The following is a 25,800-nucleotide window of genomic DNA, read 5'->3' as shown; positions in this document are numbered from 1 at the left end:
CGATCGGGAACATCCCGCCGGCGGAAGCAGAGGCAAACTTCTACGCCGCTCTGGAAACTGAAGACATGGCCGCGTAACTAACCCAAATCAGCCTCCGGCAAACCCGGCGCGGTTCAGAATTTGCATGAACTGAAGGGGGCCAATCTGGCCCTGGAGACTATCGTCCGGAGTTTCGGGCCGAAGGAGAACGAATAGGCTTTGGTGCGTGCAAGCGCTGAGGCAGTGGCGAGCTGAGTCGGTCCTTGGCAGGGGTACCATTGTCGCCCCTGCCGACGGTCAGGCTCCGACTCCGTCGCCGTGAAGCCCGGTTTGTTCAGTTTCTTCCGCGCAAGACAAGCCATCTGCGCTCGAAGTTCTTACTCCTGACGAGACTGTCTCGAGGGCCGGTTGAATTCGTCAGAGCATGACTGACCGCGTGCGCAGATTATCCCCGGAAGTAGGGTTGCGCCCGATCTTTCGCGCAGCCAGAAGACTACCGTATTCCTCGGAGATTTCTGAAAAAATGTATTCCCTGCGACGCATCGACTATCGGCTATGGTTTGCCATCATTCTTGCGGCTCTCGTGCCGGCTCTTTACTCGACGCTTCGTGTCTATTTCCTGAATTCGCTCCCGGACACGTCGAACGTCACCATTGCCGCCCAATCGGCATGGCTCAATCTTGCCTATGAGGTGTTGCAGGAAGCCCTTCTTCTCCCACTCTACTACATCTTCGGCCGGGCAATTCAGGACCGAGCAGCGCTGCGAGAGAGAGTCGGTGATGCTTTCCTGGTAACATTGATAGCCTACGGAATCCTCACGTTTGGAGTCCTGCTCGGAGCGGATTGGCTGACCCGGGCGATGGCACAGCAGCCAGAGCTGCAAGCCAGAACCTCTGCCTACCTGAGGCTGGAAGCCTTTGGGCTATTGATCGGAACTTTGAATGACATCAGCGTCATCGTTGTCGTGGCCCTTTCATGGAGGCGCGTCCTTGTCGCATTGGTGGTGCTACGCGCTATCCTGACCGTGCTGTTTGACAGCACTTTCGTTGGACAGTTCTCTTTTTCATTGGATCTCGGGGTGCAGGGCGTCGCACTGACGAACATCGCTGTGGGCACGCTGCTCCTGATACCGTCTCTGGCCATACTATCGCGAGCAGGCGCGCTCGGAATGCCACGTCTGGGCCGCCTCGAAGGCTGGAAAAAAGATTGGCTTCGCGTGGCGCTGCGATCAGGCCTGGAATCGGGCGTGAGAAATCTGGCGTTCGCGCTCATGATCCTGAGGCTCATGAACGAGGTGAACGAGGCAGGCCTGTTCTGGATGACGAACAGCTTCATCTGGGGCTGGCTGCTTTTGCCAGTGCTGTCGCTTGGAACACTCATCCGCCAAGATGTCGGCAATCATCGCGGCCATCTCGACGGCCGCCTCAGGGCATATTTTCTCCTGATAGCAATCATAACAGTAGTCTGGTTCGCGACAATTCCTGGCTGGCAATGGTTCATCGCGCATGCAATGGGATCGAGCGATGCCTCGAGGATCGTGTCCCTAACCTGCCTGATGCTCGGCTTCTACATCATTTTTGCGCTCAATCACGTTCTGGACAGCTATTTCTACGGGATGGGCCGCACCGATCTGATGCTTTATCAGTCGCTCTTCGTCAGCGTGGTGTATTACGGTGCAGCCTTTCTTGCCTACCTTGGCGGCATTTTCGAACCGGATCTGCAAGCCGTTGCGCTGCTTTTCGGCGGCGGCATTCTCATCGACAGTGCTGTCACGCTCGGGCAATTCTGGCGCGTTGGCTATTTTGAGCGTTCCCGGATTCCGTTTTCAAACACTCAATTGAACGAATCCAATAATCGCGAACAGCATGCTCGCGAATTGTGAAGCGTCGAGGTCTCCATAAAGCGCGTATCCTAAACATAGCGCGTTGACCTGCGGCATTCTTGTGTGCCCCGATTGACATGCATTATCCCGATGGCGCCACCAGCCCGTCATCGTGAGGCAACCGAAAAATCGAGCTTCCGGCGGTCCAAAGTTGGCGAGCAGCCCAGATGGAGAACAGGCGAACTATAAAACGAGGACTTTTCAGAGGAGCAGATCAGGATCACCGACGACAGTTAACGCCTCGGCCTCGGGTGCGCGGAAAAAGTGCACCGCTGCGCGGTTGAGGAAGCCTGCATGCAATCATGAACTTGTAGTGATTTCCTCCATAGGAATTGCGCATTACGCCACGGAATCTTCGCTGAAGATACGGAGATTTCGGTCTCACATTGCCACTCGCGGCTTCCTTTGGTTAACTCATCCCTGACGCGAAATTTAGAGACGATCATGTCCTTCTTTGAACAACCAATTCTCAACTCTCCATACTTCGTTCCCCAAAAACACTGGGAATTAGATGCTGATGGAAGGCCAACTGATACGATAATCGCGAGCAGACGTAGATCCGATCTAATATCGGCGATGCCCAAGCCTAAAAGCGTAAAAGGCGTTCGGCAGGGCGAGATGGACCTAAGCACCGCTGGGCTCGAAGGTCAGGACACAGATTACAACGTTACCGAGTTCGTCAACGAGATGCGTTCGCAGGTAGACGCTTGGCGCCGCTTGCCTAATCCAAGTGATTGGCAGGTCTCTCCAATCACGCAGAGATTGCTCCAGCACTGGCGCGCCATTCAATGCGACGAAACGCAGGCAATACGTCCGTTCTTCTGCCAGTTGGAAGCGGTGGAAACTGCGATCTGGATGACGGAAGTCGCTTCAAAGATGGGCGAGCGTGGTCGTCGAGTGCGGAAGCGCCTCGAGACCGCGAATGCTGAGGCAAACCCAGAGTTATTCCGCGTTGCAATGAAGTTGGCCACCGGCGCTGGAAAAACAACCGTGATGGCTATGCTCATCGCATGGCAGACACTCAATGCGGTCCGAAGTCCAAATTCCAAGACGTTCTCTCGCGGTTTCCTGATCGTGACGCCGGGCATTACGATCCGAGACAGGCTTCGCGTTCTTTTACCGAACGATGCGGCAAGTTATTATCAAAAGCTGAATCTTGTGCCCAGCGACCTGATGCCGGACATTCAGCGCGCCAAGATCGTCCTGACCAACTATCACGCGTTTAAGCCCCGCGAGCGCATTCAGCTGGCGAAGGGGACGCGCTCAGCTCTCGAGGGGCACGGCGACGCGCTGACAACGCTCGAGACCGAAGGACAGATGCTCCAGCGGGTTATGCCGGAGTTGATGGGGCTTGGTAAGATCAACGTGATCAATGACGAGGCGCACCACTGCTACAGGGAGCGCCCCGAAGGGATCGTCGAGAAACTATCTGGCGACGAAAGAAAAGAGGCCGACGAAAACGCGGAAGCGGCACGCCTGTGGATTTCCGGGCTCGAGGCCGCCAAACGTAAATTGGGCGTGCAGACCGTCTACGATCTCTCTGCCACACCCTTCTTCCTTTCTGGATCGGGATGGCTTGAAGGAACCCTATTCCCATGGGTTATTTCCGATTTCTCTCTGATGGACGCCATCGAGTGCGGAATCGTCAAGTTGCCTCGCGTGCCGGTCGCCGACAATCTTCCCGGACAACCCGAGCCGCTTTATCGCAAGCTCTGGGATGCAATTGGCTCTGTTGCACAAATCGGCTGATAGCCGAGGCTCCCCTATCCCCGGACAGACTTATCCCACGGCCTCTGTGAGGGGTATGCCGAGCGCGGTGTAGCGGTTCATGACGGCGATGCGGACCTGAAGTTCCGCGACCTGGCGATCGAAGTCCCGCGCCATGAGGCGCTGACCCAGAAGTTTCACGCAGTGCATCTTGGTTTCGACGCGGCTCCAACGGTGGTATCCGCTCCATCGTCGCCACAGGGCGCGGCCCAGAGACTTCGATGCCCGCAGAGCTTCGTTGCGTGCGATAGCGCCAGCGGTGACGGTCTTCCAGGGCTTCGCATTCCGGCGAGGCGGGATGACGGCATGAGCGCCACGCTCGGCGATGGCGTCATGGCATTTGCGGGTGTCGTAGGCACCGTCTGCCGTGACGCTGCCGATCTCTTCCTCCTCGGGGATCTGATCGAGCAGGTCGGGCAGAACCGGAGCATCGCCGATGTGGCTTCCCGTGATCTCGACGGCGCGAACCTCCAATGTTTGCTCGTCGATCCCGAGATGGAGCTTACGCCAGACACGCCGCTTTGGGCCGCCATGTTTGCGCGCGTGCCATTCGCCTTCACCCTCAACCTTGATCCCTGTGCTGTCGACAAGAAGGTGCAACGGCCCCTTGGAGCCGCGATACGGAATGTTCACGGCAAGGGTCTTCTGGCGACGAGACAGCGTGCTGAAGTCGGGCACCGCCCAGTCGAGGCCAACCAGCTGCAGCAGGCTCTCGACGAACCCGGTCGTCTGTCGCAGCGCCATACCGAACAACACCTTCATCGAAAGGCATGTCTGTATAGCGGCGTCGCTATAGCTCTGCTGGCGACCGCGCCTGCCGGTCGGCGCGGCCTCCCAGTTCATCTCGGGGTCGAACCAGATCGTCAGCGAGCCACGGCGCTTGAGCGCTTCATTGTAGGTTGGCCAGTTCCTGGTCTTGTAGGTCGGGGGCGTCGGTCTGCTCATACCGGCCAGCTACCACGCTGGATTCACGACATGAATCCCTTCACAGGATTTGTGCAACAGAGCCGGTCAGCTGCGTCCTGTCGTTCAATGGGAAAAAGCGCACGCTTATGGCGCCGCGCAGCTATACCGAGATGTTCTTTCTCGACGAAGCGACCGCGCTCGCCGCCGGACACCGCCCCTGCGCCACCTGTCGGCGCGACCGCTATCGCATCTTTACCGCGCTTTGGGCGCAGGTCCACGGCGCCCCCCATGCGGGCACGCCCCTGCCCAAAGAGATCGACAAGACACTGCACGCGGCCCGCATCAAGCGCGGCGAGAAAGTGACCTTTCAAGCCGATTTCGAGACCTTGCCCGATGGCGTGATCGTCGAAAGCGCGGGAGACCCTCACCTGAAATGGCGCGGCAAAGCATTTGCCTGGAGCCTCGACGGTTATGCGCAGTTGCCCACCGTTCTCATCGGGCAGGTCACGGTGCTGACGCCCGAGCCGCTGACTGCGGTGCTGCAGGCGGGATATGCCCCCGAGACCCATCCAAGTCTGCCGGTTTAGTTTACCCTTCATTCAGCTCAGGCGCCTGCCACCGCGATCAGCCGCCCTAATGCATTTCCGGAGATCACGCTTCCCTCTGCGAATGCATGCTCAGGCCCGACCGGCGCTCGAGCGCCGCACTTACACTGACAATTTGTGGAATCTCCACTCTGCGCGGAACGAATACAGGGAGACTGCCCCAGTCTCAGCCGCGTGACACCATCCTGAGGGTCTTTGAGCGGGTGAAGGCGAACTTCCGGGCACCCTCCCCGCGCCCCTTCTTAGAAAAACTGCGTCATGTCCAATACATAATCCTCTCGCGACAACTCGCGCACCCATTTTGAGGTATATCTCGTTAATCGTGAAATAACCTATTGCGCTAGGCGCAAGGCGTAGATACAACAATCACAAGATCACTTTTGTTGGAGTCTGATCATGAAGAAGTCCCACCGTGAATACCGCCAGCTGTGCGACGCCGAAGGCGTGAACCTTCTCGGCATCGAGCCGCGCGGGCGCCACCTCGCGCTGCAGTTCGAACGAGGTTTTGTCATCGCGGCGTCCACACCCTCGGACCATCGCGCGCGTCTCAACCTGCGCGCCCAGATCCGCCGCCTGCACGCTTGAAGGAGAAGAAAATATGAACACGACTGTGCTTCCCGAAACCATGACCGCCGAAGATCGCCGCCAGGCCTGGTTCCACAATGAACTGACTGGATATCAGAGTGCCAATTGGGACTATGGGGACGAACTTCTCGAACTGCTTGCGGAGCGGTTCAAGGTGATCGAGCTGCTGCTTGGAAAGAGCAACGTCGCCCCCCATCTTTTTGCCGCGCTGCCCGGTCCCGACATTGAGGGGAACACCTGGGAAGAGGCTTTCGAGACCTACTTGCCGTCCGTGACACTCTCCTGGGATGGCGCGAAGCTTCTCGATAATGCCGGGATCTACGGCCTCTACGGCGTCACCCCGGCCGCCATCGCCCTGACTGAGCGTGCAGCCTGGATCGAAGATCTTGCCACCCGCCTCGAGCAGTTTCGCACTCTGGTCAAGCCCGAGCCTCAGCGCGTGACTACGCGCATTATCAATCTCGCGCTCTCACGCCGGGCCATCGACAGTGCCGAGGGCGAGGTCGATCTGGTGTCTCTTGCGATCTTCGGCGGGGTAACCGAAGGACGGATCCGCAACATCCTCTCGAGCAGCGACAGTGGGCTTGAAAAGGTCGGGCAGCAGGTCACCGCGCCGAGCGCGGCTGCATGGCTCAAGGGTCGGAAGGACTTCTTCGCGTCTATCTGGCAGCAGCCTGATGAAGCGGAACCGGAGGCACCGAGTCCCGACTTCTCGGACGATGTTGTGTTCGTGCCGCTTGCTGCGGACGGCAGCTATTTCCATCCTGGCCTTGCTCGTTCGGGCAAGTTCACGATCGGCGGCAAGGGGGAAGAGGTCCAGATCGAGGGCTTCGATTCCGCACTTGCCGCTTTGCAGAAGATGGCGACCCCGCGCTGGCGGCGCCCCAACGAAAACGAGAATTGGGGCATCGTCTCGGGGCGCGACTGGAAGCGCATCGAACGCCGCCACCTGATGGCAAACTGATCGAGGTCAGAATCATGGAATACACTCCCGAATACCTTCTCGCGGCTCTTATGAATGCTGAGCCGCGTCCCACCTCCCAGGCTCCAAGTGACGCGCGCGGCCTCTACGGACTCGTCGATCACTTCGGCACGCTTCGCTACATCGGATCAACCAGTTCTGCAGCGGAAACGCTTTACAAGCGCATTCACCAGCGCCATCGCACCGGCTCTGAAGACGCCAGTCATTATTTCTCGCGGATGTATAACACCGGGCGGATGTGGCGCGATCGGAAGGCGCCCGAAACGGCGGACGCCAATCTCGCGAAGGCTGTGCGCAATGCCTTCATCGCAGATCACTGCAAGGCTGTCTGGGTGACGCTGCCCGACAGCGCACCGATCGCGGCGCTGGAGAGGGAGGTTCTCGAGATTGCGCCGAAGGAAGCGATCGCATGGAACCAGCGCGGCATGACCACTTACGAGGAGCCCGCCGCTCTTGTTGACATGACAATTCGGCGCTTGGGCCTCGATGCAAGGTCCTGCGCCGCGCTGGAACGGCAGCGGGAATTGTTCGAGGCAGGCGCCAAGCGGCCTGCAGCGAAGACGTCGCGTCCGCAGAGCCGCAGCGTGCCGAAGTTCCCGGCCGGGCCGTTTCGTTTCTTCGCCCTCGACGTTGAGACGGCGAACCATGATCGCGCGAGCATCTGTCAGATTGGCGTGGCCTGCGTGCGTGCCGATGACACGATCGAGACTTGGGTAACCCATGTCGACCCGCAGACTACGACATGGCGTTTCACCGATTTGCACGGGATCAGCGCTCGGACCGTCTTGGGAGCCCCGCTTTTCCGGGAAATCCTTCCCATCTTGGCCGAAGCATTGGCGGGGGCGACGGTCTATCAGCACTCAGGGTTCGATCGTAGCGCCGTTGCCGCGGCCTGCTCGAATGCCTGCCTCGAATTGCCGAATTGGCATTGGCGGGACAGCGTTCAGGTAGCCCGCGCTGCCTGGCCCGAACTGCGTGGGAACGGCGGCCATGGCCTGGGAAATCTCAAGCAGCATCTCGGACTGAATTTCGAGCATCATGACGCAGGCGAAGACGCGCGTGCCGCGGCAGAGGTTGTTCTGCTTGCGGAGGGTCGCCAGGCGAAGCGGTCGGGGTCACCCGCACAGATCAAATCTGTGCAGGATTTCGAAGACGACTTCGATCTTTTCGAAGATAGCGATGACGATACTACAGCGATGGTGGCACCACCCCAGCTCCACGGTTCACATGACGCGATCATCGCGCCCGATCCCTCCAAGACTCTGGTAATCGGACACAGCGTGCTCACTCAGGGCAACCTCACTCACAACCACATCTATCTCAGGTCGTTCTTTGACGCGTTCCCACAGGACGCCATCGGCGGGTCGAGCAAGGCCCTTGCGGCTAAACGCGAGATCTTGGTCGACTGGGGGAGCCATGCGCCGATCTCAACCGATCTGGACGGGCAGAAGAAGTTCTTCCGCGCGCGCGGCTGGATTCGGGAGTTCTTCGCGAAGAACGATGCAAAGCCCGGCGACGTGGTGCTCGTCGAAGAGGTCGCCCCCTATCGGTATCGCGTTTCAGTCAGGCGCTGATCCGGAGCATTCGCCGATATCCGGAAACTTGAACGGGACCGGCATACTGCCGATCCCGGCCGCCCCCAAGCGAGACACACAACTTCAATTCAAACCGAATTTTGTCACCGCTCGATTGACACCACGTCCATATGTTATTAACATATTGAGATGAAAGCACAAAATCCTACCGCCCCAGCCATCTCTCCTTTTGCAGAGCATAGCTTCCGTGCAACGCGCTGAGTTTAAAGCGTTTTGGGCGCGCAGTCTGATTTTGCGACGTTTGCTCGAAGCCAACGGTTGAAAGCCTTGGCGCGTTGCCTGTCGAGGGGCACCCCTCTCAGGCCGATGCCGCAAGACAAGGCGTCCCCCGAAGCGCATCGGCTCGGGGCGGGATTGTCCGGGCAGTCAGCCGATCAGAACGTGTGGGACAGGCCGAGACTGACGACGGGCTGAAGATTCGTGTCGAACTTGTGGGGCGCGTTCGGGTTCGGGGTGGCGCTCCAGTCCCCATCCCGTTGCTTGGCGGATTCGAAGCGGCCTAGGCTCACCAGACCGACATTGCCCAGCACCTTGAGGTGCTCGCTCAGCTTGTAGCCGAGACCGGCGCTCACCTTATGGGCAGACTACCTCTGTGCGGTGGGCCGAACTTCTGCATAGGTCCCTTCCGTGGCGCGGGCGAACTTGGTGCGCGACACGCTGACCGCCGCGCCGAGTTGCCGGTTCCAGTTGGGTGCGAAATCCTGCAAGTAGTTCACGCCGACAAAGAGCATATCCGACGAGAATTTGCCCGAGAAAGGCGTTGCACTTGCAAAGCTGTAGGTGCCGGAAAAATCGGTTCCCCAGTCGGTGTCGCCATAATCATATTCGCATAGCTCACCTCGACCGGAAGGTTCGGGTCGAGCTGATAGCCGACGGCGATCTCGAAATTTCTCTTTGTGCCGGTATCGAGTCCTCCCAGCGCGCCATGGGGCGCCGCGGGAGGATTGGCACGCACTTAGTTTGATATGCTGGAGATCGTTGAAGTCCTCTTTGTTTCGACCTGCCGCCAAGGACGAAAAGGAAAAGGGCGACCGCATCGCTGCGATCGCCCCTTTTGCTGCATGTCGCTGCCAGCTCAGACGAGGCGGCTTTGCTCCAGCGCGGCCTTGATGAAGCCCGCGAACAGAGGGTGCGGCGCGAAGGGTTTGGATTTCAGTTCGGGGTGGAACTGCACACCGATGAACCACGGATGTCCATTGTGCTCGACGATCTCGGGCAGGCGGCCGTCGGGGGACATCCCCGAGAAGGTCAGGCCGCAGCTCTCCAGCGGTTCGCGATACTTGATATCGACCTCGTAGCGGTGGCGGTGGCGCTCCTCGATATCGGTCGAGCCGTAGACCTCGGCGACCTTCGAGCCCTCCTTGAGCGCGGCCGAATAGGCGCCCAGGCGCATCGTGCCGCCCTTGTCGTCGGTCACCTTGCGCTCGACGCGGTGATTGCCCTGCACCCATTCCTTGAGGTGGTAGACGACGGGGGTGAAGCGTTTCTTGCCCGCCTCGTGATCGAACTCTTCCGAACCTGCATCCTTGACGCCGGCGAGGTTGCGCGCGGCCTCGATCACCGCCATCTGCATCCCGAGACAGATCCCCAGATAGGGCACGCCCTTCTCGCGCGCAAACTGCGCCGCGCGGATCTTGCCTTCGGTGCCGCGCTCGCCGAAGCCGCCGGGCACGAGGATCGCGTGATAATTCTCCAGATAGGGCGCGGGGTCTTCATGCTCGAAGATCTCGGCGTCGATCCATTCCGCCTTCACCCGGACGCGGTTCGCCATACCACCATGGGTCAGCGCCTCGGCGATCGACTTGTAGGCATCTTCAAGCTGGACATATTTGCCCACGATCGCGACGCGCACTTCGCCCTCGGCATTGTCGAGGCGGTCCATCACGTCTTCCCAGCGGCTCATGTCGGGCTTCGGCGCGGGCGAGATACCGAAGGCGTCCAGCACCGCCTGATCGAGACCGACGCGGTGATAGGCCAGCGGGGCCTCGTAGATCGACTTCAGGTCATAGGCCGGGATCACGGCATCGGGGCGCACGTTACAGAACAGCGCGATCTTGGCGCGTTCCTTGTCCGGGATCGGCTGCTCGGAGCGGCAGACCAGCACGTCGGGCTGAAGGCCGATCGAGCGCAGCTCCTTGACCGAGTGCTGCGTGGGCTTGGTCTTCAACTCGCCCGAGGCCGCCAGATAGGGCAGCAGCGTAAGGTGCATGAAGATCACCTGGCCGCGCGGACGATCCTGCGCAAATTGGCGGATCGCTTCGAAGAAAGGCAGCCCCTCGATATCGCCGACGGTGCCGCCGATCTCACACAGCATGAAATCGACCTCGTCGTCGCCGACCGAGATCCAGTCCTTGATCTCGTTGGTGACGTGCGGGATCACCTGGATCGTCTTGCCAAGGTATTCACCGCGACGCTCCTTCTCGAGCACGTTGGTGTAGATCCGCCCCGAGGAGATCGAGTCGGTCTTGCGCGCGGACACGCCGGTGAAACGTTCGTAATGACCCAGGTCGAGATCGGTCTCGGCCCCGTCATCGGTGACGAACACTTCGCCATGCTCGAACGGCGACATCGTGCCGGGATCGACATTCAGGTAAGGGTCGAGCTTGCGCAGCCTGACCGAGAAGCCGCGCGCTTGCAGCAATGCCCCCAGGGCGGCCGATGCCAAGCCCTTTCCGAGCGACGAGACGACGCCGCCGGTAATGAAGACATAACGTGCCATGAAGACCCCCGTGATCTGCGAAATTCGAAAGGTTTCCCTGACCGAGGAGGGTCAGGATCACGGGATTTAATGCTTACACGATTCGCGGCCCGCCCGCAACCGGACCGCAAGCTATTGGGTTAAGAAAGCGGAGAGCCTCAATCGCTTGTGGCTCGCCCAGTGTGCTGGATCAGTTGGACGCGGGCGGCGTCACCGGGCCGGCAGGCGTCTCGGTGGTGGTTTCGCCCGAAGTGCCGCCGGTCGAGGCCTCCGACCCGCTCGGCGCAGGCGGCATCACCACATCAAGCGCCGGCGGGGTCGCCGGGGCGTCGTTTGCGGGCGTCGCGGGCGCAGTTGCTGCCGGCGCGCTCTGCTCGGTGGTGGCGCTGTCGACGACCGACTCGTTGCGCGCCTTCTGCGCGGCCAGAACGGTCAGCGTCACCGAGGTCGCGAAGAAACCGGCGGCGAGGATCCAGGTCACGCGGGTCAGCGCGTTGGCGGCCTGGCGACCGGTCATCAACCCGCCCACACCGCTCGAGCTGCTCGAAGATCCCATGCCGAGACCACCCCCTTCGGAGCGTTGCAGCAGCACCACGCCAATCAGCAGCAGTGCGAGGATCAGATGGATCGAGAGAACGACGTTTTCCATGAACGGGTCCGGGGCCTTCTTTCTTGCGACGCGCCTATCTAGGCGGATGAGGCAAAAGGCGCAAGGCCGGTCTGCCCGTTTTTCGGATTTCGCGGGGTCAAATCCGCGCAGTTCCCGTTTCCGGAGCCCCCGCCCCCTTCCTCTTGGTCCAAATATCCCCGCCGGAGGCTCCCGCAGGCGACACCCGCGCACCGACCGGGCAAGACGCGCCCGACGCCTCCACAGAAATGCGGGCTTTCGCCCCGCGCGCCGAGCCGCTATACCTCGCGCGGTTTCATACCTGCCAAGGAGAGAGCAATGGCCAATGTCGTCGTCGTCGGCGCCCAATGGGGTGACGAGGGGAAAGGCAAGATCGTGGACTGGCTGTCCGAACGCGCGGACGTGATCGCGCGTTTTCAGGGCGGACATAACGCGGGCCATACGCTGGTGATCGACGGCAAGGTCTACAAGCTCAACGCGCTGCCTTCGGGCGTGGTGCGCGGCGGCAAGCTCTCGGTGATCGGCAACGGTGTCGTGCTCGACCCGTTCCACCTTCTCAAGGAGATCGAGAAGATCCGCGAACAAGGCGTCGAGATCACGCCCGAGACGCTGATGATCGCGGAGAACACGCCGCTGATCCTGCCGATTCACGGTGAGCTCGACCGCGCCCGCGAGGAAGCGGCCTCGAAGGGCACCAAGATCGGCACGACCGGCCGCGGCATCGGTCCGGCCTATGAGGACAAGGTGGGCCGCCGTTCGGTGCGCGTGGCCGATCTGGCCGACGAGGCGACGCTGATCGCACGCGTCGACCGCGCGCTCCAGCACCACGATCCGCTGCGCAAGGGTCTCGGCATCGAGCCGATCGACCGCGACGCGCTGATCGCGCAGCTCAAGGAAATCGCCCCCGAGATCCTGAAATACGCGGCTCCCGTCTGGAAAGTGCTCAACGAGAAGCGCAAGCAGGGCAAACGGATCCTTTTCGAGGGCGCGCAGGGCTCGCTTCTCGATATCGATTTCGGCACCTATCCCTTCGTCACGTCCTCGAACGTGGTCGCGGGTCAGGCGGCGGCGGGCACCGGCATGGGGCCGGGCGCGATCGATTTCGTCCTCGGCATCGTCAAAGCCTACACGACGCGCGTCGGCGAAGGCCCCTTCCCGAGCGAACTCGACGACGCCGACGGCGAGCGCCTCGGCACGCGCGGTCATGAATTCGGCACCGTCACCGGCCGCAAGCGCCGTTGCGGCTGGTTCGACGCGGCTCTGGTGCGCCAGACCTGCGCGATCTCGGGCGTGAACGGCATTGCGCTGACCAAGCTCGACGTGCTCGACGGGTTCGAGACGATCAAGATCTGCGTGGGCTACGACCTCGACGGCAAGCGTCTCGATTACCTGCCTACAGCGGCAGAAGAGCAAAGCCGCTGCGTTCCGGTCTATGAAGAGATCGAAGGCTGGAGCGAATCCACGGAGGGCGCGCGCAGCTGGGCCGATCTTCCGGCCGCGGCGATCAAATATGTGCGCCGGGTCGAAGAACTGATCGACTGCCCCGTTGCGATGCTTTCGACCTCGCCGGAGCGTGACGACACGATCCTCGTGACCGATCCCTTCGCGGACTGATCCGATGGCGCTGAGCTACAAGGCCCGCCGCCGACTGTCGGTTCTGGCCCTCGTCGTGGGCCTGCCCGCCTATATCGTCATTGCCGTCACGGTGGTGAACTGGGCGGGCGCGCGCTGGGGCCGGCTGCCGATCTGGGCCGAGTTCTGCGTCTATGTCGGTCTCGGGATTTTGTGGATCCTCCCGCTCAAGCCGATCTTCACCGGGGTCGGCAAGGAAGATCCCGACGCGCCGAAAGAGTGAGGGCGGGGCTCCTGCCCTAACCTGCCTTCGGGTCGCGTCATCTCGTGACCCAGTTGGCCTGACCTCTGCCGCAACGGCTTGACCGGCCTCGGGCGCAAGCGAGCCACGCATCTCTTGAACGAAAACGGGCGGCCCCTCGGGACCGCCCGCTTTCAATCTCATTCTCCGCGTTTACTGGTTCGACGCGATCTTCGCCTCATCCCAGTAGCGCGATGCCGCGGTGATGGCGTATTGACCGCGCTTCACCTTGGTGATCTTGCCCTGGCGCAGCAGGCGACCGAAGACGCGCATCCGCTCTTCGCGCGGCACTTCCGCGGTTTCCTCGAAGGATGCGAGCTTGCGCATGATCTGCGGCGGCGAGAAATGTGGACGCCCCTCGACAGCAGCCGTATAGGCGGCGGCGGCCTCGAGCAGGTCCGACAGGCCCTGCGTGCCGAGGCTTTCGGCGAATTCGGTAAAGCTCGTGGCCTGCTGCGGATCCATCGGCGCGACTTCGGCCTCTTCGGCGGCGGCGATCTGCGCGGCCGAGATGCGGCGCGGGCGGATCACATGGGTCTTGCCGACGGGGGCTTCCTCTTCGCTCGGAGCTTCCGAAACGGGCTCGGAATCGATGCGCTGTTCGGAGACCAGAACGAGCGGCGCGGGGCGCATCGGCTCGGGGCGGCGCGAATGCGTCTCCCCCGAGTTCACCGGGCGGCGCGGGCGCACGGCCTGGGTGAGATCGGCGCGGTAAGGCTCGCTCGCATCGGATTCGGGCGCGCCGCCCGAGGCCGTATCCTGCCCCTTGGCCAGGCGATCTGCGACGGTCGCGGCCACGGCGGCCTTGAGATGGGCGATCGCGGAGAAACGACGACGGGTCTCGACGCCCTTGGCCTGCTTGTCAGCTTCGGCGAGAAGGCGCGACATCTCGGCCTCGCGGTCATCTTCCGAAACCGGCGCGAGCGGCAGAGGCGTGGTTTCGCGCGCGGCGATCGCGGGCTCTTGCTGTGCAGCGTCTTCCTCTGCGAGTTTTTCCGCTGCGGCCTCGATCTCTTCGGAAAGCTCTGCGGCATCTTCCTCGTGATCGAACGTAACTTCGTCTTCCTCCGGCTCGGATGCGAGCGCCTCTCCCAGGATCAGAACGTCCGGGCGCGAGGGGATTTCGTCGGGCTCCTCCGAGAGCATTTCGGGCTCTTGCTCGGCCTCGGCATGTTCTTCTTCCGCGACGACCGGCTCTTGCGCTTCGCTCGCTTCGTCCGCGACCAGCGCCTCTTCCGGTTCGACGATGTCTTCGGCCTCGATCACATCGCCGATCCCGGCGAGCGTTTCCTCGACTTCCTCGACTTCCTCGACTTCGGCGGCGACTTCTGCGACGGGCGCCTCTTCCTCGGCGGCCTCGTCCACGATCTCGACTTCGGCCTCGATTTCGGCCTCAGCGGGCACTTGAACAACAGGTTCCGCGATCGGCTCGAAGCTCAGGCCGGAAAGGTCGATCTCGGGCATGTCAGCCGCAATTTCGGCATCCTCGACGGCAGGCGCCTCGGCGGTGTCATCCTCTTCGAGCGCGGCCAGCTCGCGCATCAGATCTTCTTCGTCCTCGGGCGAGAGGCTGCCAGGCATGCCCATGACCGGCGCTTTGTCCTGCGCTTCCTCTTCGGCCCCCAGCTCGGCGGCAAGACGCGCGGCGAGATCGTCCTCTTCCTCGTCCTGCTCCGCCACGACCGCTTCGGCCGTTTCCGCAATGGCGGCCTCGGTCACGGCGACCGCCTCGCGGCGACGCACCTTGATCACGCGCGCACGCAGCGGCGGGGTCTCGGCCGCGGCTTCTTCCCCAGGAGCTTCGGCGATCTCTTCTGGTTCGATCGCGATCTCATCAATCGTTGTGGAAATCTCTTCTGGTTCGATCGCGTCTTCGGAAAGCTGTTCGGGCTCCTCGGCGGCGAGGTCCTCTTCCGAAGAGGCGTCATCCACGACAGCTTCTTCGTCAAAAGGCGCTTCGGAAAGCGCGCTGACGGCTTCAGCGGCCTCTTCGATCGCCGGAGCCTCTTGAATAACCTGCGCTTCTTCGACCTCGGGCGCCTCTTCGGCCATCTCGAGCGCCGGCACGGCCTCATCCTCGGAGACTTCTTCCTCGGACAGCTCTTCGACCATAGCCTTCAGTGCAGCAATGCGTTTCTGACGTTTGGCAGCGCGACGGGCACGGCGAAGCGCCTGGCGCTTCTCAGCCTCGGGATCGGCGGCCTCGGCGGCTTCAGCCGTTTCTTCATCCACTTCCTCGTGGTCTTCGGCCACAGCCTCAACCGTCGTCTCGCCGGTTTCAGCTTGAGCGATCTCTTCCGCGATCACGTCTTCTTCGGCTTCAACCGAGACGGCAGGCGCTTCGATCGCCGCTTCAGCCTCGGGGGTTTCCACCGAACCGGAAAGCTCTTCCGCTTCATCCGCGGCAATCTCATCGATGCTCAGCGGGCCCGAGATATCGAGCTCATAGCCGAAATCCTCGGATTCCGCAGGCGTCTGCGCGTCGAACTGACCCAGCAGGGCCTCGGGCTCCATCACGGGGGCGGGTTCGTCTTCTTCGGCGAAGCTCTCGCTCTGGGCGGCACGGGCACGGGCCACCGCCTCGCGGATGCGTTGCAGCTTGGCGGCCACGGAATCGGAGGCGGGCTCGCCCGCAGCCGGGGCGACCTCGGGCGCGGGTTCCGGCGTGACTTCGGCGGCAACCGATTGCGGCGCGGGCTCCTCCGCGACGGGTTCGGGCGCGGGCGCTTCGGTCACAAGAGGTTCCTCGACGGGCGCGGCAGGCGCTTCCGCAGCCTCGGCCTGAGCGCCGAGCAGCGTGTCCTGGGCGCGCAGGACAACACCGTTTTCCTGGATCTTCGCCTCGACACGGCGCTGGATCTCGCGCTCGGCGATGCGGTGGAGCATCTCTGCGTCGGGCTGCGGAGGTTCGGCCCCAAAATAACGGTCGTCGGCAGCCAGATCGCGGAAATATTCCGCAATCGCCTTCATCGTGTTGAACGGCTCGTCGAACCCTTCCAGGGTGCACGAAAAGGTGCCGTAGGATACGGTCAGGATCTTGTTCGCACCAACCATGGACCACTCGCTTTCATTTGGACCTCTTTGAACGCACTTTCCGGGCCAACTGGTTCTTTCGCGTGAACGAATAATGGCAATTGAAAGGTATTTTATCGGTCTCGATTGCGTTTCTTTGCCATATTCGTCATCAATCATGGCATGTTCACCGGGATTGTCCATTCATCCACCGGGGTCACGCTCTTGGGCGCCGGGGCAATCAAGCACAGCGATGTTGACGAAGCGTTGACAATCGCGCCGTGCCTCGTCGCGGCCGATGGCGGCGGCGATCGCGCCCTTGCGATGGGGCTGGAACCCGAGGCGGTGATCGGCGATCTCGATTCGCTCTCGCAGGGCGCACGTGAGCGACTCGGGGCGCGGGTCCATCACATCGCCGAGCAGGACAGCACCGATTTCGCCAAATCCCTTCAGCTGATCGAGGCTCCGTTCGTTCTGGCGCTAGGGTTCACCGGGTTGCGGCTCGACCACACATTGGCGGCGATGACCGACCTGATCCGCAGTGCGCATCGCGTGGTAATGCTGGCCGAGGAAGAGGTGATCTTCCGTTGCCCGCCGCGGCTCTCGCTCGATCTGGCAGAGGACACGCGCGTGTCATTGTTTCCATTTGGCGAGGTAAAGGCGCGCTCCAAGGGGCTCTATTGGCCGCTCGACGGGATCGACTTCACGCCGTCGGAGCGGGTTGGAACGTCGAACCGGGCGACCGGAGCGGTCGATATCGCCCTCGAAGGCCCGGCGCTGGTCATGCTTCCGCGCGAAACGTTGGGTGCGGCGCTCACCGGTCTGGGGATCGGCTGACCGACAGGTTCAACCCGTCTCGACCCGCAGCGCCCCTTCCAGCCAGGGAGCATCGGCCAGCGCGGGCTGCACCACCCGCGCCGCCAGCAGTTTGCGCAACCGACCCGCCACTTTCGCGGGCCAATCGCCCATCATCCCCTCGCGCGCGGCCAGCACGATGCGCCGGGTGAGCGGCGCGCCTTCGAGCGGCGAAAGCGCGAGACCTGCGCGCGGCGCGTGGCGCACCGCCGAAGGGGTCAGGATCGTCCAGCCCCGCCCCGCCGCGACCAGCGCGAGGATCGCGGGATAGCTGTCGAGTTCCAGCCGATGCCCGGGCACTCCGCCCGCGTGCAGAAGATGGGACGCGATCTGCCGCCCCATCAGCGTGCGTTGCGAATAATGGATCAAAGGCAGATCCATCGCCCCGCCCGCAGATGCGATCGCCGGGTGTACGGCAAGAAAAGGCTCGATCAGCAGGGGATGCACCTCGATCCCTTCGAGCGCCGCGCCTTGCGGCTCGGCCACCACCGCCACATCGAGCCCACGCGCCTCGAGCTTCGAGAGAAGCCGGTGGCTCGGTCCGGTTTCGAGCTCGAAGCGGCAGGCGCTGAGTTCATCGGCCATGTCCGCAAGCAAAAGCGGCGTCACCTCGGCCTCGAAATCCTCGATCATCCCCAGCCTGAGACTGCTCAGCCCCGCCGGATCGGCCTGCCCCACTTCCGCACGCCCGCGCGCAAGTTCATCGAGCATCCCCTCGGCATGGGGCAGGAAAGCCCGCCCCGCCGCGGTCAGTGCGAAAGGCCGGGCCGAGCGGTCCACCAGTTCCGCCCCCAACGCGGCCTCCAGCGTGGCAAGCTGCTGACTGACCGCCGGGGCCGACACGCCAAGACGGCGCGCGACGGCGGTAATCGCGCCTTCCTCGGCCATGGCCACGAAGACCTCGACCGCCCAGAGACTGATGCGGGGATGGGCGGCGGGCATGGGGAGGCTCCGTTGAGGGATCTGTTCCGAGGCGCAGACTGCCCTGCCCCGCCTTCTCGCGCAAGCCACCCCTGCGCGTTCGCTAACCATTGACGCCGCCGATACCGTGGATAGCCTCTTGGCCAGACAAGACGAGGAGTCGCAAGATGAAAGACCAAAGCTGGCAGGCCCGCGCCGACGCGCATAGCTTCTACGGCTTCACCGATCTGCCCACGATCCACGATCGCGGCACGGTCGTGGTGACGCATGGCGAAGGCCCCTACATCTTCGACACCGAGGGCCGAAAGTATCTCGACGCGAATTCGGGGCTCTGGAACATGGTCGCGGGGTTCGATCATCCCGGTCTGATCGAGGCGGCGCAGGCGCAATATGCGCGCTTTCCCGGCTATCACGCCTTCTTCGGGCGGATGTCGGACCAGACGGTGATGCTGTCGGAAAAGCTGATCGAGGTTTCGCCCTTTGACGACGGGAAGGTGTTCTACACCAACTCGGGCTCCGAGGCGAATGACACGATGGTCAAGATGCTGTGGTTCATGCATGCCTCGGAAGGCAAGCCGCAGAAGCGCAAGATCCTGACCCGCAAGAATGCCTATCACGGGGTGACGGCGGTCTCGGCTTCGATGACCGGCAAGCCCTATAACGCGGTCTTCGGCCTGCCGCTGCCGGGCTTTCTCCACCTCACCTGCCCGCATTTCTGGCGCGAAGGCCAGCCCGGCGAGACGGAAGAGCAATTCACCCAGCGCCTCGCGAACGAGCTCGAAGCCACGATCATCAAGGAAGGCGCTGACACGATCGCGGGCTTCTTCGCGGAACCGGTGATGGGCGCGGGCGGGGTGATCACGCCGCCGAAGGGCTATTTCCAGGCGGTGTCGAAGGTCCTGAAGAAATATGACATCCCGCTGATCTCGGACGAGGTGATCTGCGGCTTCGGGCGCACCGGCAACACCTGGGGCTGCGAGACCTACGAGTTCATGCCCGACGCGATCATCTCCTCGAAGAACCTCACCGCCGGGTTTTTCCCGATGGGCGCGGTGATCCTCGGGCCGGAACTGGCGGGGCGGATGCAGGCGGCCTCCGAAGTGATCGAGGAATTCCCGCATGGCTTCACCGCCTCGGGCCACCCGGTCGGCTGCGCGATCGCGCTCAAGGCCATCGACGTGGTGATGAACGAAGGGCTGGCGGATAACGTCAAACGCCTCAGCCCCCGCCTCGAGGCCGGCCTCGCCCAGATCGCGCAGAACCCCAATATCGGCGAGCTTCGCGGCGTGGGCTACATGTGGGCGCTGGAGGCGGTGAAGGACCGCGAGACCAAGACCCCGTTCGACGGCTCGCTCTCGGTTTCCGAACGCATCGCGAACGCCTGCACCGATCAGGGGCTGATCTGTCGCCCGCTCGGGCAATCGGTGGTGCTCTGCCCGCCCTTCATCCTGACCGAGCCGCAGATGGACGAGATGTTCGAGAAGCTGGAGACGGCGCTGAAGAAGGTGTTTGCGGAGGTGGGGTGAAGGCTACCTAAAGAGAACGAGTTGCATGACAATTTCCAGCGGCCTCAACTGGAATGACACGCGCTGCATCGTTTGCATGCAAGAAGCGGATCTCTCCATCGAACATATTATTCCCCGAAGTATTGGCGGGATACTGACGTGTAGTTTTCTGTGCAAAAGCTGCAACGAGCGGTTCGGCGCCGGGTTCGAAGCCGATACTCGGATTGCCCCCGAGATACGCAAAGCTGCGGGACAGCATGGCGAAAGCATCAGCGACTTGCGCGACAGGCTCGAAGTTGGAGCGAGATACAAGCAAAGTTTCGGCGATAACGACAGAACGGCAGAGCTGCGAAAAGATCGTGTGCTTGGAGCAGCGAAATTAAAGGACAGCTCTCTCATTGTTCCTGAGAAGGAAGCTGAACAAAAAATCCGGTCCATGCTGGGGAAAAGTGGCGCCTCAGATCGCGAGATAAATAGTGCTGTGAAAAGTTGGGAAGAAGCTCCGCCAAACACGGAGGTGGATCTCGGACACGGAGTCGTCATCAAAAAATGGCAAAATCACCCGGCTCACCCAACGTACGATGAGCCAGCCCTAAGTCCACTTGTGCCGTTGAAGATTGCGTTTGAATTTGTCTCCCTCATTCTTGGCGGAGCCGTTTATCAGCGCAACCATACACTTCAAGAAGTCAGACGTATCCTGACCGATCAAGATGAAGCCAGCGCAGATGCCCTGATTGAGGTGGGATTGGCTACCGCAACCGCCCCATTTCACGGAATTGCGTTTCAAGGAAACCGACCAAATGCTCAGGTCCAAGTCCGTTTGTTTGGGACCCTCAGATTCATCGTGGAGTTTCCCAGTTTAGGCATCAAGACGGCGCCGATAACTTACACCCATGACCTTCGCACCGGGGTTGACGAAATACGCAGCAGAGCCCGCGCCAGCTGACGGCGCCTTTGTTAACAAAAGGCCGCGTCCTTCGACGCGGCCTTTCCTCATTTACGCGCTCGTAGCGCCCGCATTGCGCCGGCGCGGGCGGCGGCGCTTGGGCATGGCGTTGCCGCCCGCTTCGACCTTGGGTTTCGCCTCGCTGCGCGGTTTGGCGCGGACCTGACCTTGCGGTTGACCCTGCCCCTGCGGTTTGCCCTGAGGCTTGCCGCCGCGGCCCTTGTTGCCACCGGCGCGCGGGCCGCCGCGACCACGGGCTGCGCGGGCGGAGGGGCGCACGGCTTCGGCCGGGCGCTCGCCGCTCGCGGTCGGGATCTCGATCTTCATCAGCTTTTCGATCTGCAGGAAGTTATCGGCCTCGTCGGGGCAGCAGAAGGCGATCGCCTCGCCCTCGCGACCGGCACGCGCGGTGCGGCCGATCCGGTGGACATAGGCGTCGGGCACGTCGGGCAGGTCGAAGTTCACCACATAGGCCACGCCCGGAATGTCGATGCCGCGCGCGGCGACATCGGTCGCGACCAGCACGTTGACCTTGCCATCGCGGAAGCCCTTGATCGCGCGGTCGCGCTGGCCCTGCGATTTGTTGCCGTGGATCGACTCGGCGTTGAACCCGTCGGCGCGCAGGCCCTTCATCAGCTTCTCGGCGCCATGCTTGGTGCGCGCGAAGACGAGCGTCAGCGCGCCCATATCGGCGGCAAGGATATCACGCAGCTTGCGGGCCTTCTCGGCCTTGCTGTCGAGGAAATGCACCGACTGGGTGATCTTGTCGGCAGCCTTGCCGGGGGGCGAGACCTGCACGCGCTTGGGATCGGTCAGGTAAGCCTGCGAGATTTCCTCCATCTGCTTGGGCATCGTGGCCGAGAAGAGCAGCGTCTGGCGCGGCGTGCCAAGGCGCGGAGCGATCTTGCGCAGCGCGTGGATGAAGCCGAGATCGAGCATCTGGTCGGCCTCGTCGAGCACCAGATGGCGGGTGTAGCGCAGGTCGACCGCACCACGGTCCATCAGGTCGATCAGGCGGCCCGGGGTCGCGACGAGGATGTCATTGCCGCGATGCATCAGGCTGATCTGACGGTTGATCGACTGGCCGCCGACGACGGTGGCCACGTTCATCTTCGTGCCCTTGACGAGGTTCGCGAGGTTCTCGGCGATCTGGTTCACCAGCTCGCGGGTCGGTGCAAGGATCAGCGCCTTGCAGGTCTTGGGCGAGGGCTTGCCCTGTTGCGCCATCAGCTTGTCGATGAGCGGCAGGCCGAAAGCCAGCGTCTTGCCGGTGCCGGTCTGGGCGAGGCCCAGCACGTCATGGCCCGCCAGAACGAGCGGGATCGCCTGCTCCTGGATCGGGGTCGGCTGGGTGAAATTGGCGCGCGAGAGCGACTTGAGGATGGCCGGGGAAAGCCCCAGCGAGGAGAAATCGGACAATGCCTATCCTTTATGACCGTGGTGCCCGACGCGGGCGACGCACGGAGATCAGCCCGGGCGGGATTGCCCGGAGCGCAGGTTGACGCAGACCTCAAAGACAGGCGGGCGGTTCCCGCGCGATCCGGTCTTGCGTGTCAGAACCCTGCGTGAATGGGAACTTAGGGAGGTATCGCCGATGCGCCTCTTCGGGGCGCGGCTAGCTCACGCGGCAGCGCGGCGATGAGCGCTAAATGCGCGTGATGAGGGGAAAAGTCAAGGGGGCGCGCGTTTTTACGAATGCGCGATACGCGACGAGGGCTGCGCCCGACCTCGGGTGGGCGCTGGCGCGAGTTGGGTGGTTTGCGCTTTATCAGGCCACATCCGACCAAGGACGGTGCGCGCATCAACGTCGCAAAAGCGCCCTCCCGGGGGGAGGTCGGGCGCTGCCCGGGGCTGGTCGCCCCGGGCGGGTTCAAGCAAGGGCGGGCGGCACCCTCAGCAATTCGGCACGTTCACCGCTAGCCCACCGAGGCTCGTCTCCTTGTAATGCTCGTGCATGTCGCGCCCCGTCTGGCGCATCGTCTCGATCGCGGCGTCGAGCGGCACGAAATGCGTCCCGTCCCCGCGCAGTGCCAACGAGGCCGCCGAGACCGCCTTGATCGCGCCCAAGCCATTGCGCTCGATGCAAGGGACCTGCACCAGCCCTTTCACCGGATCGCAGGTCATGCCGAGGTGATGCTCCAGCGCGATCTCGGCCGCGTTCTCGATCTGCTCAGGGCTTCCGCCCAGCACGGCCGCCAGCCCCGCCGCCGCCATCGCCGCCGCCGAGCCGACCTCGGCCTGACAGCCACATTCCGCCCCCGAAATCGAGGCGTTGGTCTTGATCAGCCCCCCCACCGCGGCCGCGGTCAGAAGGAAATCGGGGATCTTGGCCGAGGACGCGGTCGGCACATGATCGAGCCAATAGCGGATCACCGAAGGCAGCACGCCCGCCGCCCCGTTCGTGGGCGCGGTGACGACCTGCCCGCCCGCAGCGTTCTCCTCATTCACCGCCATCGCATAGGCCGAGATCCAGTCATTGATCTGATGCGGCGGCGCGAGGTTCTGCCCCCAATCGGCCTTCAGACTTTCATGGATCGCCTTGGCGCGGCGCTTCACCCGCAAGCCGCCCGGCAACTCGCCCTCGGTGCTCAGACCACGCTCCATGCAGTCGCGCATCGTGGCCCAGATCTTCGCGAGCCCTGCGTCGATCTCCTCCTGGCTGCGGAACCGCGCCTCGTTGCGCCGCTTCATCTGCGCGATCGAAAGCCCCGAGGCATGGGCCATCGCGAGCATTTCCTCGGCGGTCTTGAAGGGAAACGGCACCGGGCTCGGCGCGTCGCGGGCGGCATCATCCACGGCGGCCAGCTCGGCCTCGGTGCGCACGAAGCCGCCGCCGATCGAGTAATAAACCTCGTGCATCAGCACGTCGCCCTGCGCGTCGAGCGCCTCGATCACCATGCCGTTCGCATGGCCCGGAAGCGGCACGTCATAGTCGAAGATCAGATCGCGCGCGGGATCGAACGCCAGCGGCGGCAGCCCCTCGGGTTTCAGCACGTGATCGCGAGCATTCGCCGCCAGCACCTTCTCGGCGTAGTCATTGTCATAGCTCTCGGGCTCGATCCCGGCGAGCCCTAGGATCGAGGCGCGATCCGTCGCATGTCCCTTGCCGGTGAAGGCCAGCGAGCCGTGCAGTCGCACCCGCACCCCATGCGCGGAGAAGGGCGAGGCACGCAGAGCTTTCAGAAATCGCGCGCCCGCCACCATCGGCCCCATCGTATGCGACGAGGACGGCCCGACGCCGATCTTGAAGATATCGAAGACGCTCAGAAACATGCCGCACTCCCTGCCCTGTCCCGCCCAGACTGGCGCGGGCAAGGCGCGAGTGACAGCCCCAAAACGACCTTGGCGAGACAAAACCAACATCGTTGACGCGATCTTCACCCTTTGCGCGAAGATTGACGTCGGGCTGGCTGGAGGCTGCAATGGATGTCTGGGGCGATGAAAGTTGGACGGGCGATGCCCTGTGCGTCCCCGCGCAGGGGCATGGCATATCCGAAAGGCGCGATAACCGTGCGAAGACCTGGGACAGCGGCTTTGCGCGCGGCACGCGAATGGCGACGAAGGCAGGTGCCTGCGCGGTCGAGGATCTGAAACCCGGCATGCGCCTTCTCACCGCCGATCACGGGTATCGCGACCTGCTTGGGGTGATGCCACGGCCGGAATTGGCAGTCACGACAATCCGGATCGCCGCCGGAGCCCTCGGAAATGAGCGCGCGCTGACCCTCCCGCCCCGCCAACGCCTCGTCTTGCAGGCTGGTCGCGGGATGCGTCACGGGCGCGAGGTTCGCATCGCGGCACAGGATCTCGTGGGAAGACCCGGCATCACCCGCGCGGAAGAAGCAATCGACACCTGGTGGCAGTTGCGTTTCAAACGAACAGAGGTCGTCTTTGCCGAAGGGCTGCGCGTCGAAAGCCTCCGGTCGGGGGTGCGCGACCTTCGCGTCTTCGCGCGGCACGCTTCTCCCCTCGCAGCGAATGGAGAGACCGCCCTTCGCCCAGTCGGCGCCATTGCGCGCGATACATGCGCATTGCAGGTTCAGCCTGCCAGCCCCTCTCCTTCCCAAGCGCGTCCCACCCTGCCACGTACCGGAGGGATCGCCCGTTTTCTGGCGGGCTGACTTCGTGCGCGACACCTCGCGATGCCCCGCCCCTCGCGTCCGATTTGCGACAGAGCCGCACCGCGCACCAGAAAGCCCCTCGCGCCTCGGCGCGCGATTGCCTATAAGCGCCGCGAAATGCTGCTTCATGGAGTGACCGATGGCTGCCGACCTCTCCCCGATCGACAAGGCGAAATTCGCCGCTGCCCGCTGTGCCGTTGACCTTATCGAGGACGGGATGCGCGTGGGCCTCGGCACCGGCTCGACCGCCGCGTGGATGGTGCGCTGCCTGGGCGAGCGCGTCCGCGAGGAAGGGCTCAAGCTGATCGGCGTGCCCACCTCGACCCGCACCGCCGATCTCGCCCGCCAGGTAGGCATCGAGGTGGTGACGCTCGACGAGGCGAAATGGCTCGACATCACGATCGACGGCGCCGACGAGTTCGACCCGGACCTGAACCTGATCAAGGGCGGCGGCGGCGCGCATCTGCAAGAGAAGATCGTCGCGACCGCCTCGGACCAGATGGTCGTGATCACCGACGCCTCGAAGGAAGTGAGCCATCTGGGCGCCTTCCCCCTGCCCGTCGAAGTCGTGCCCTTCGGCTGGCAGGTGACCCGCGCGCTGATCGAAGAACTGCTTGATTCGATGGATGTTCTGGGCCGCCAGACCTCGTTGCGCCTCAATGGCGAGCAGCCCTTCATCAGCGATGAGGGCAATTACATCGTCGACCTGCATCTCAACCGCATCGGCAATCCGCGCCAGTTGGCGCTGGTGCTCAACCAGATCCCTGGCGTGGTCGAGAACGGGCTTTTCATCGACATCTGCGACAAGGTCATCATCGGTGGCACCGATGGCCAGGTCGAGATCCGCGACATCAACGAGGGCACGATCGCCAATGAGCAGATCGAGTTCGTCGAGGATGAAAACATCTTCCGCGACCTGGACTGATCCGACCTGAACGGTCGA

Annotated in this window: 21 protein-coding genes; 12 read left to right on the top strand and 9 right to left on the bottom strand. The window is 62.8% G+C overall.

Annotated features, from left to right (window positions below; all coding sequences use genetic code 11):
- Positions 1–403: 403 nt before the first annotated feature.
- Together BMI90_RS17530 and BMI90_RS17525 are read left to right on the top strand one after the other, a co-directional pair.
- Positions 404–1,861 carry an MATE family Na+-driven efflux transporter gene (locus BMI90_RS17530; RefSeq protein WP_146671334.1) on the top strand — a complete coding sequence of 486 codons (1,458 nt, stop codon included), beginning with the start codon at positions 404–406 and terminating at the stop codon, positions 1,859–1,861.
- 444 nt (positions 1,862–2,305) lie between these two features.
- Complete coding sequence (locus BMI90_RS17525) at positions 2,306–3,610, top strand: DEAD/DEAH box helicase family protein (protein ID WP_078530771.1); 1,305 nt, start codon at positions 2,306–2,308, stop codon at positions 3,608–3,610.
- A 30-nt stretch (positions 3,611–3,640) separates the two neighbouring features.
- Here BMI90_RS17525 and BMI90_RS17520 read toward each other — a convergent pair whose 3' ends face one another.
- The gene (locus tag BMI90_RS17520; protein ID WP_078530770.1) at positions 3,641–4,573 is read right to left on the bottom strand and encodes an IS5 family transposase; all 933 of its coding nucleotides are present in this window, start codon (positions 4,571–4,573) and stop codon (positions 3,641–3,643) included.
- 107 nt (positions 4,574–4,680) lie between these two features.
- Here BMI90_RS17520 and BMI90_RS17515 point away from each other — a divergent pair, with 107 nt between their 5' ends.
- The 4 genes from BMI90_RS17515 (at position 4,681) to BMI90_RS17500 (ending at position 8,280) form a co-directional block, all read left to right on the top strand.
- Positions 4,681–5,121: a hypothetical protein gene (locus tag BMI90_RS17515; protein ID WP_078530769.1), complete on the top strand. Its 441-nt coding sequence runs from the start codon at positions 4,681–4,683 to the stop codon at positions 5,119–5,121.
- Positions 5,122–5,535: 414 nt separating this feature from the next.
- The gene (locus tag BMI90_RS17510; protein ID WP_078530768.1) at positions 5,536–5,724 is read left to right on the top strand and encodes a hypothetical protein; all 189 of its coding nucleotides are present in this window, start codon (positions 5,536–5,538) and stop codon (positions 5,722–5,724) included.
- Positions 5,725–5,737: 13 nt separating this feature from the next.
- Positions 5,738–6,688: a hypothetical protein gene (locus BMI90_RS17505; protein WP_078530767.1), complete on the top strand. Its 951-nt coding sequence runs from the start codon at positions 5,738–5,740 to the stop codon at positions 6,686–6,688.
- Between the two features lie 14 nt (positions 6,689–6,702).
- Positions 6,703–8,280, top strand: coding sequence for an exonuclease domain-containing protein (locus BMI90_RS17500; protein ID WP_078530766.1), 1,578 nt, complete (start codon positions 6,703–6,705; stop codon positions 8,278–8,280).
- Positions 8,281–8,675: 395 nt separating this feature from the next.
- Here BMI90_RS17500 and BMI90_RS17495 read toward each other — a convergent pair whose 3' ends face one another.
- The 3 genes from BMI90_RS17495 to secG all read right to left on the bottom strand — a co-directional run bounded on the left by BMI90_RS17495 (position 8,676) and on the right by secG (position 11,648).
- The gene (locus tag BMI90_RS17495; RefSeq protein WP_078530765.1) at positions 8,676–8,873 is read right to left on the bottom strand and encodes a hypothetical protein; all 198 of its coding nucleotides are present in this window, start codon (positions 8,871–8,873) and stop codon (positions 8,676–8,678) included.
- 503 nt (positions 8,874–9,376) lie between these two features.
- The gene (locus BMI90_RS17490) at positions 9,377–11,020 is read right to left on the bottom strand and encodes a CTP synthase (protein ID WP_078530764.1); all 1,644 of its coding nucleotides are present in this window, start codon (positions 11,018–11,020) and stop codon (positions 9,377–9,379) included.
- Positions 11,021–11,189: 169 nt separating this feature from the next.
- Complete coding sequence (gene secG / locus BMI90_RS17485) at positions 11,190–11,648, bottom strand: preprotein translocase subunit SecG (protein WP_078530763.1); 459 nt, start codon at positions 11,646–11,648, stop codon at positions 11,190–11,192.
- A 297-nt stretch (positions 11,649–11,945) separates the two neighbouring features.
- Between secG and BMI90_RS17480 the strand changes: the two genes are divergently transcribed.
- Both BMI90_RS17480 and BMI90_RS17475 read left to right on the top strand, forming a co-directional pair.
- The gene (locus BMI90_RS17480; RefSeq protein WP_078530762.1) at positions 11,946–13,241 is read left to right on the top strand and encodes an adenylosuccinate synthase; all 1,296 of its coding nucleotides are present in this window, start codon (positions 11,946–11,948) and stop codon (positions 13,239–13,241) included.
- A 4-nt stretch (positions 13,242–13,245) separates the two neighbouring features.
- Positions 13,246–13,482: a DUF2842 domain-containing protein gene (locus BMI90_RS17475; protein WP_078530761.1), complete on the top strand. Its 237-nt coding sequence runs from the start codon at positions 13,246–13,248 to the stop codon at positions 13,480–13,482.
- Positions 13,483–13,653: 171 nt separating this feature from the next.
- Here BMI90_RS17475 and BMI90_RS17470 read toward each other — a convergent pair whose 3' ends face one another.
- The gene (locus BMI90_RS17470) at positions 13,654–16,554 is read right to left on the bottom strand and encodes a hypothetical protein (RefSeq protein WP_078530760.1); all 2,901 of its coding nucleotides are present in this window, start codon (positions 16,552–16,554) and stop codon (positions 13,654–13,656) included.
- Positions 16,555–16,695: 141 nt separating this feature from the next.
- Between BMI90_RS17470 and BMI90_RS17465 the strand changes: the two genes are divergently transcribed.
- Entirely contained in the window at positions 16,696–17,349 is a 654-nt protein-coding gene (locus tag BMI90_RS17465) for a thiamine diphosphokinase (RefSeq protein ID WP_078530776.1), read from the top strand.
- 9 nt (positions 17,350–17,358) lie between these two features.
- Here the strand turns inward: BMI90_RS17465 and BMI90_RS17460 are convergent, their stop codons facing one another.
- Positions 17,359–18,309, bottom strand: a complete 951-nt coding sequence (locus tag BMI90_RS17460; protein WP_078530759.1) for a LysR family transcriptional regulator — start codon at positions 18,307–18,309, stop codon at positions 17,359–17,361.
- A gap of 146 nt (positions 18,310–18,455) precedes the next feature.
- Between BMI90_RS17460 and BMI90_RS17455 the strand changes: the two genes are divergently transcribed.
- On the top strand, positions 18,456–19,814 hold the full coding sequence (locus BMI90_RS17455) for an aminotransferase (RefSeq protein ID WP_078530758.1): 1,359 nt from the start codon (positions 18,456–18,458) through the stop codon (positions 19,812–19,814).
- A 25-nt stretch (positions 19,815–19,839) separates the two neighbouring features.
- Positions 19,840–20,739: an HNH endonuclease gene (locus BMI90_RS17450; protein WP_078530757.1), complete on the top strand. Its 900-nt coding sequence runs from the start codon at positions 19,840–19,842 to the stop codon at positions 20,737–20,739.
- A 51-nt stretch (positions 20,740–20,790) separates the two neighbouring features.
- On the opposite strand, the gene BMI90_RS17445 is transcribed toward BMI90_RS17450, so the two are convergent.
- From BMI90_RS17445 to BMI90_RS19020, 3 genes are all read right to left on the bottom strand, one after another.
- Positions 20,791–22,158, bottom strand: coding sequence for a DEAD/DEAH box helicase (locus BMI90_RS17445; RefSeq protein ID WP_078530756.1), 1,368 nt, complete (start codon positions 22,156–22,158; stop codon positions 20,791–20,793).
- Positions 22,159–22,632: 474 nt separating this feature from the next.
- On the bottom strand, positions 22,633–24,012 hold the full coding sequence (locus BMI90_RS17440; RefSeq protein ID WP_078530755.1) for an L-serine ammonia-lyase: 1,380 nt from the start codon (positions 24,010–24,012) through the stop codon (positions 22,633–22,635).
- Positions 24,013–24,116: 104 nt separating this feature from the next.
- On the bottom strand, positions 24,117–24,695 hold the full coding sequence (locus tag BMI90_RS19020) for a hypothetical protein (protein ID WP_246831580.1): 579 nt from the start codon (positions 24,693–24,695) through the stop codon (positions 24,117–24,119).
- Positions 24,696–24,996: 301 nt separating this feature from the next.
- On the opposite strand from BMI90_RS19020, the gene rpiA reads away from it, so the two are divergent.
- Positions 24,997–25,782, top strand: coding sequence for a ribose-5-phosphate isomerase RpiA (gene rpiA, locus BMI90_RS17430; RefSeq protein WP_078530753.1), 786 nt, complete (start codon positions 24,997–24,999; stop codon positions 25,780–25,782).
- Positions 25,783–25,800 lie beyond the last annotated feature (18 nt).

The sequence above is a fragment of the Thioclava sp. L04-15 genome, assembly GCF_002020275.1.
Lineage (GTDB): Bacteria > Pseudomonadota > Alphaproteobacteria > Rhodobacterales > Rhodobacteraceae > Thioclava > Thioclava marina.
The sequence above is the reverse complement of the archived record's forward strand: the minus strand, read 5'-3'. Positions and strand labels throughout refer to the sequence as shown.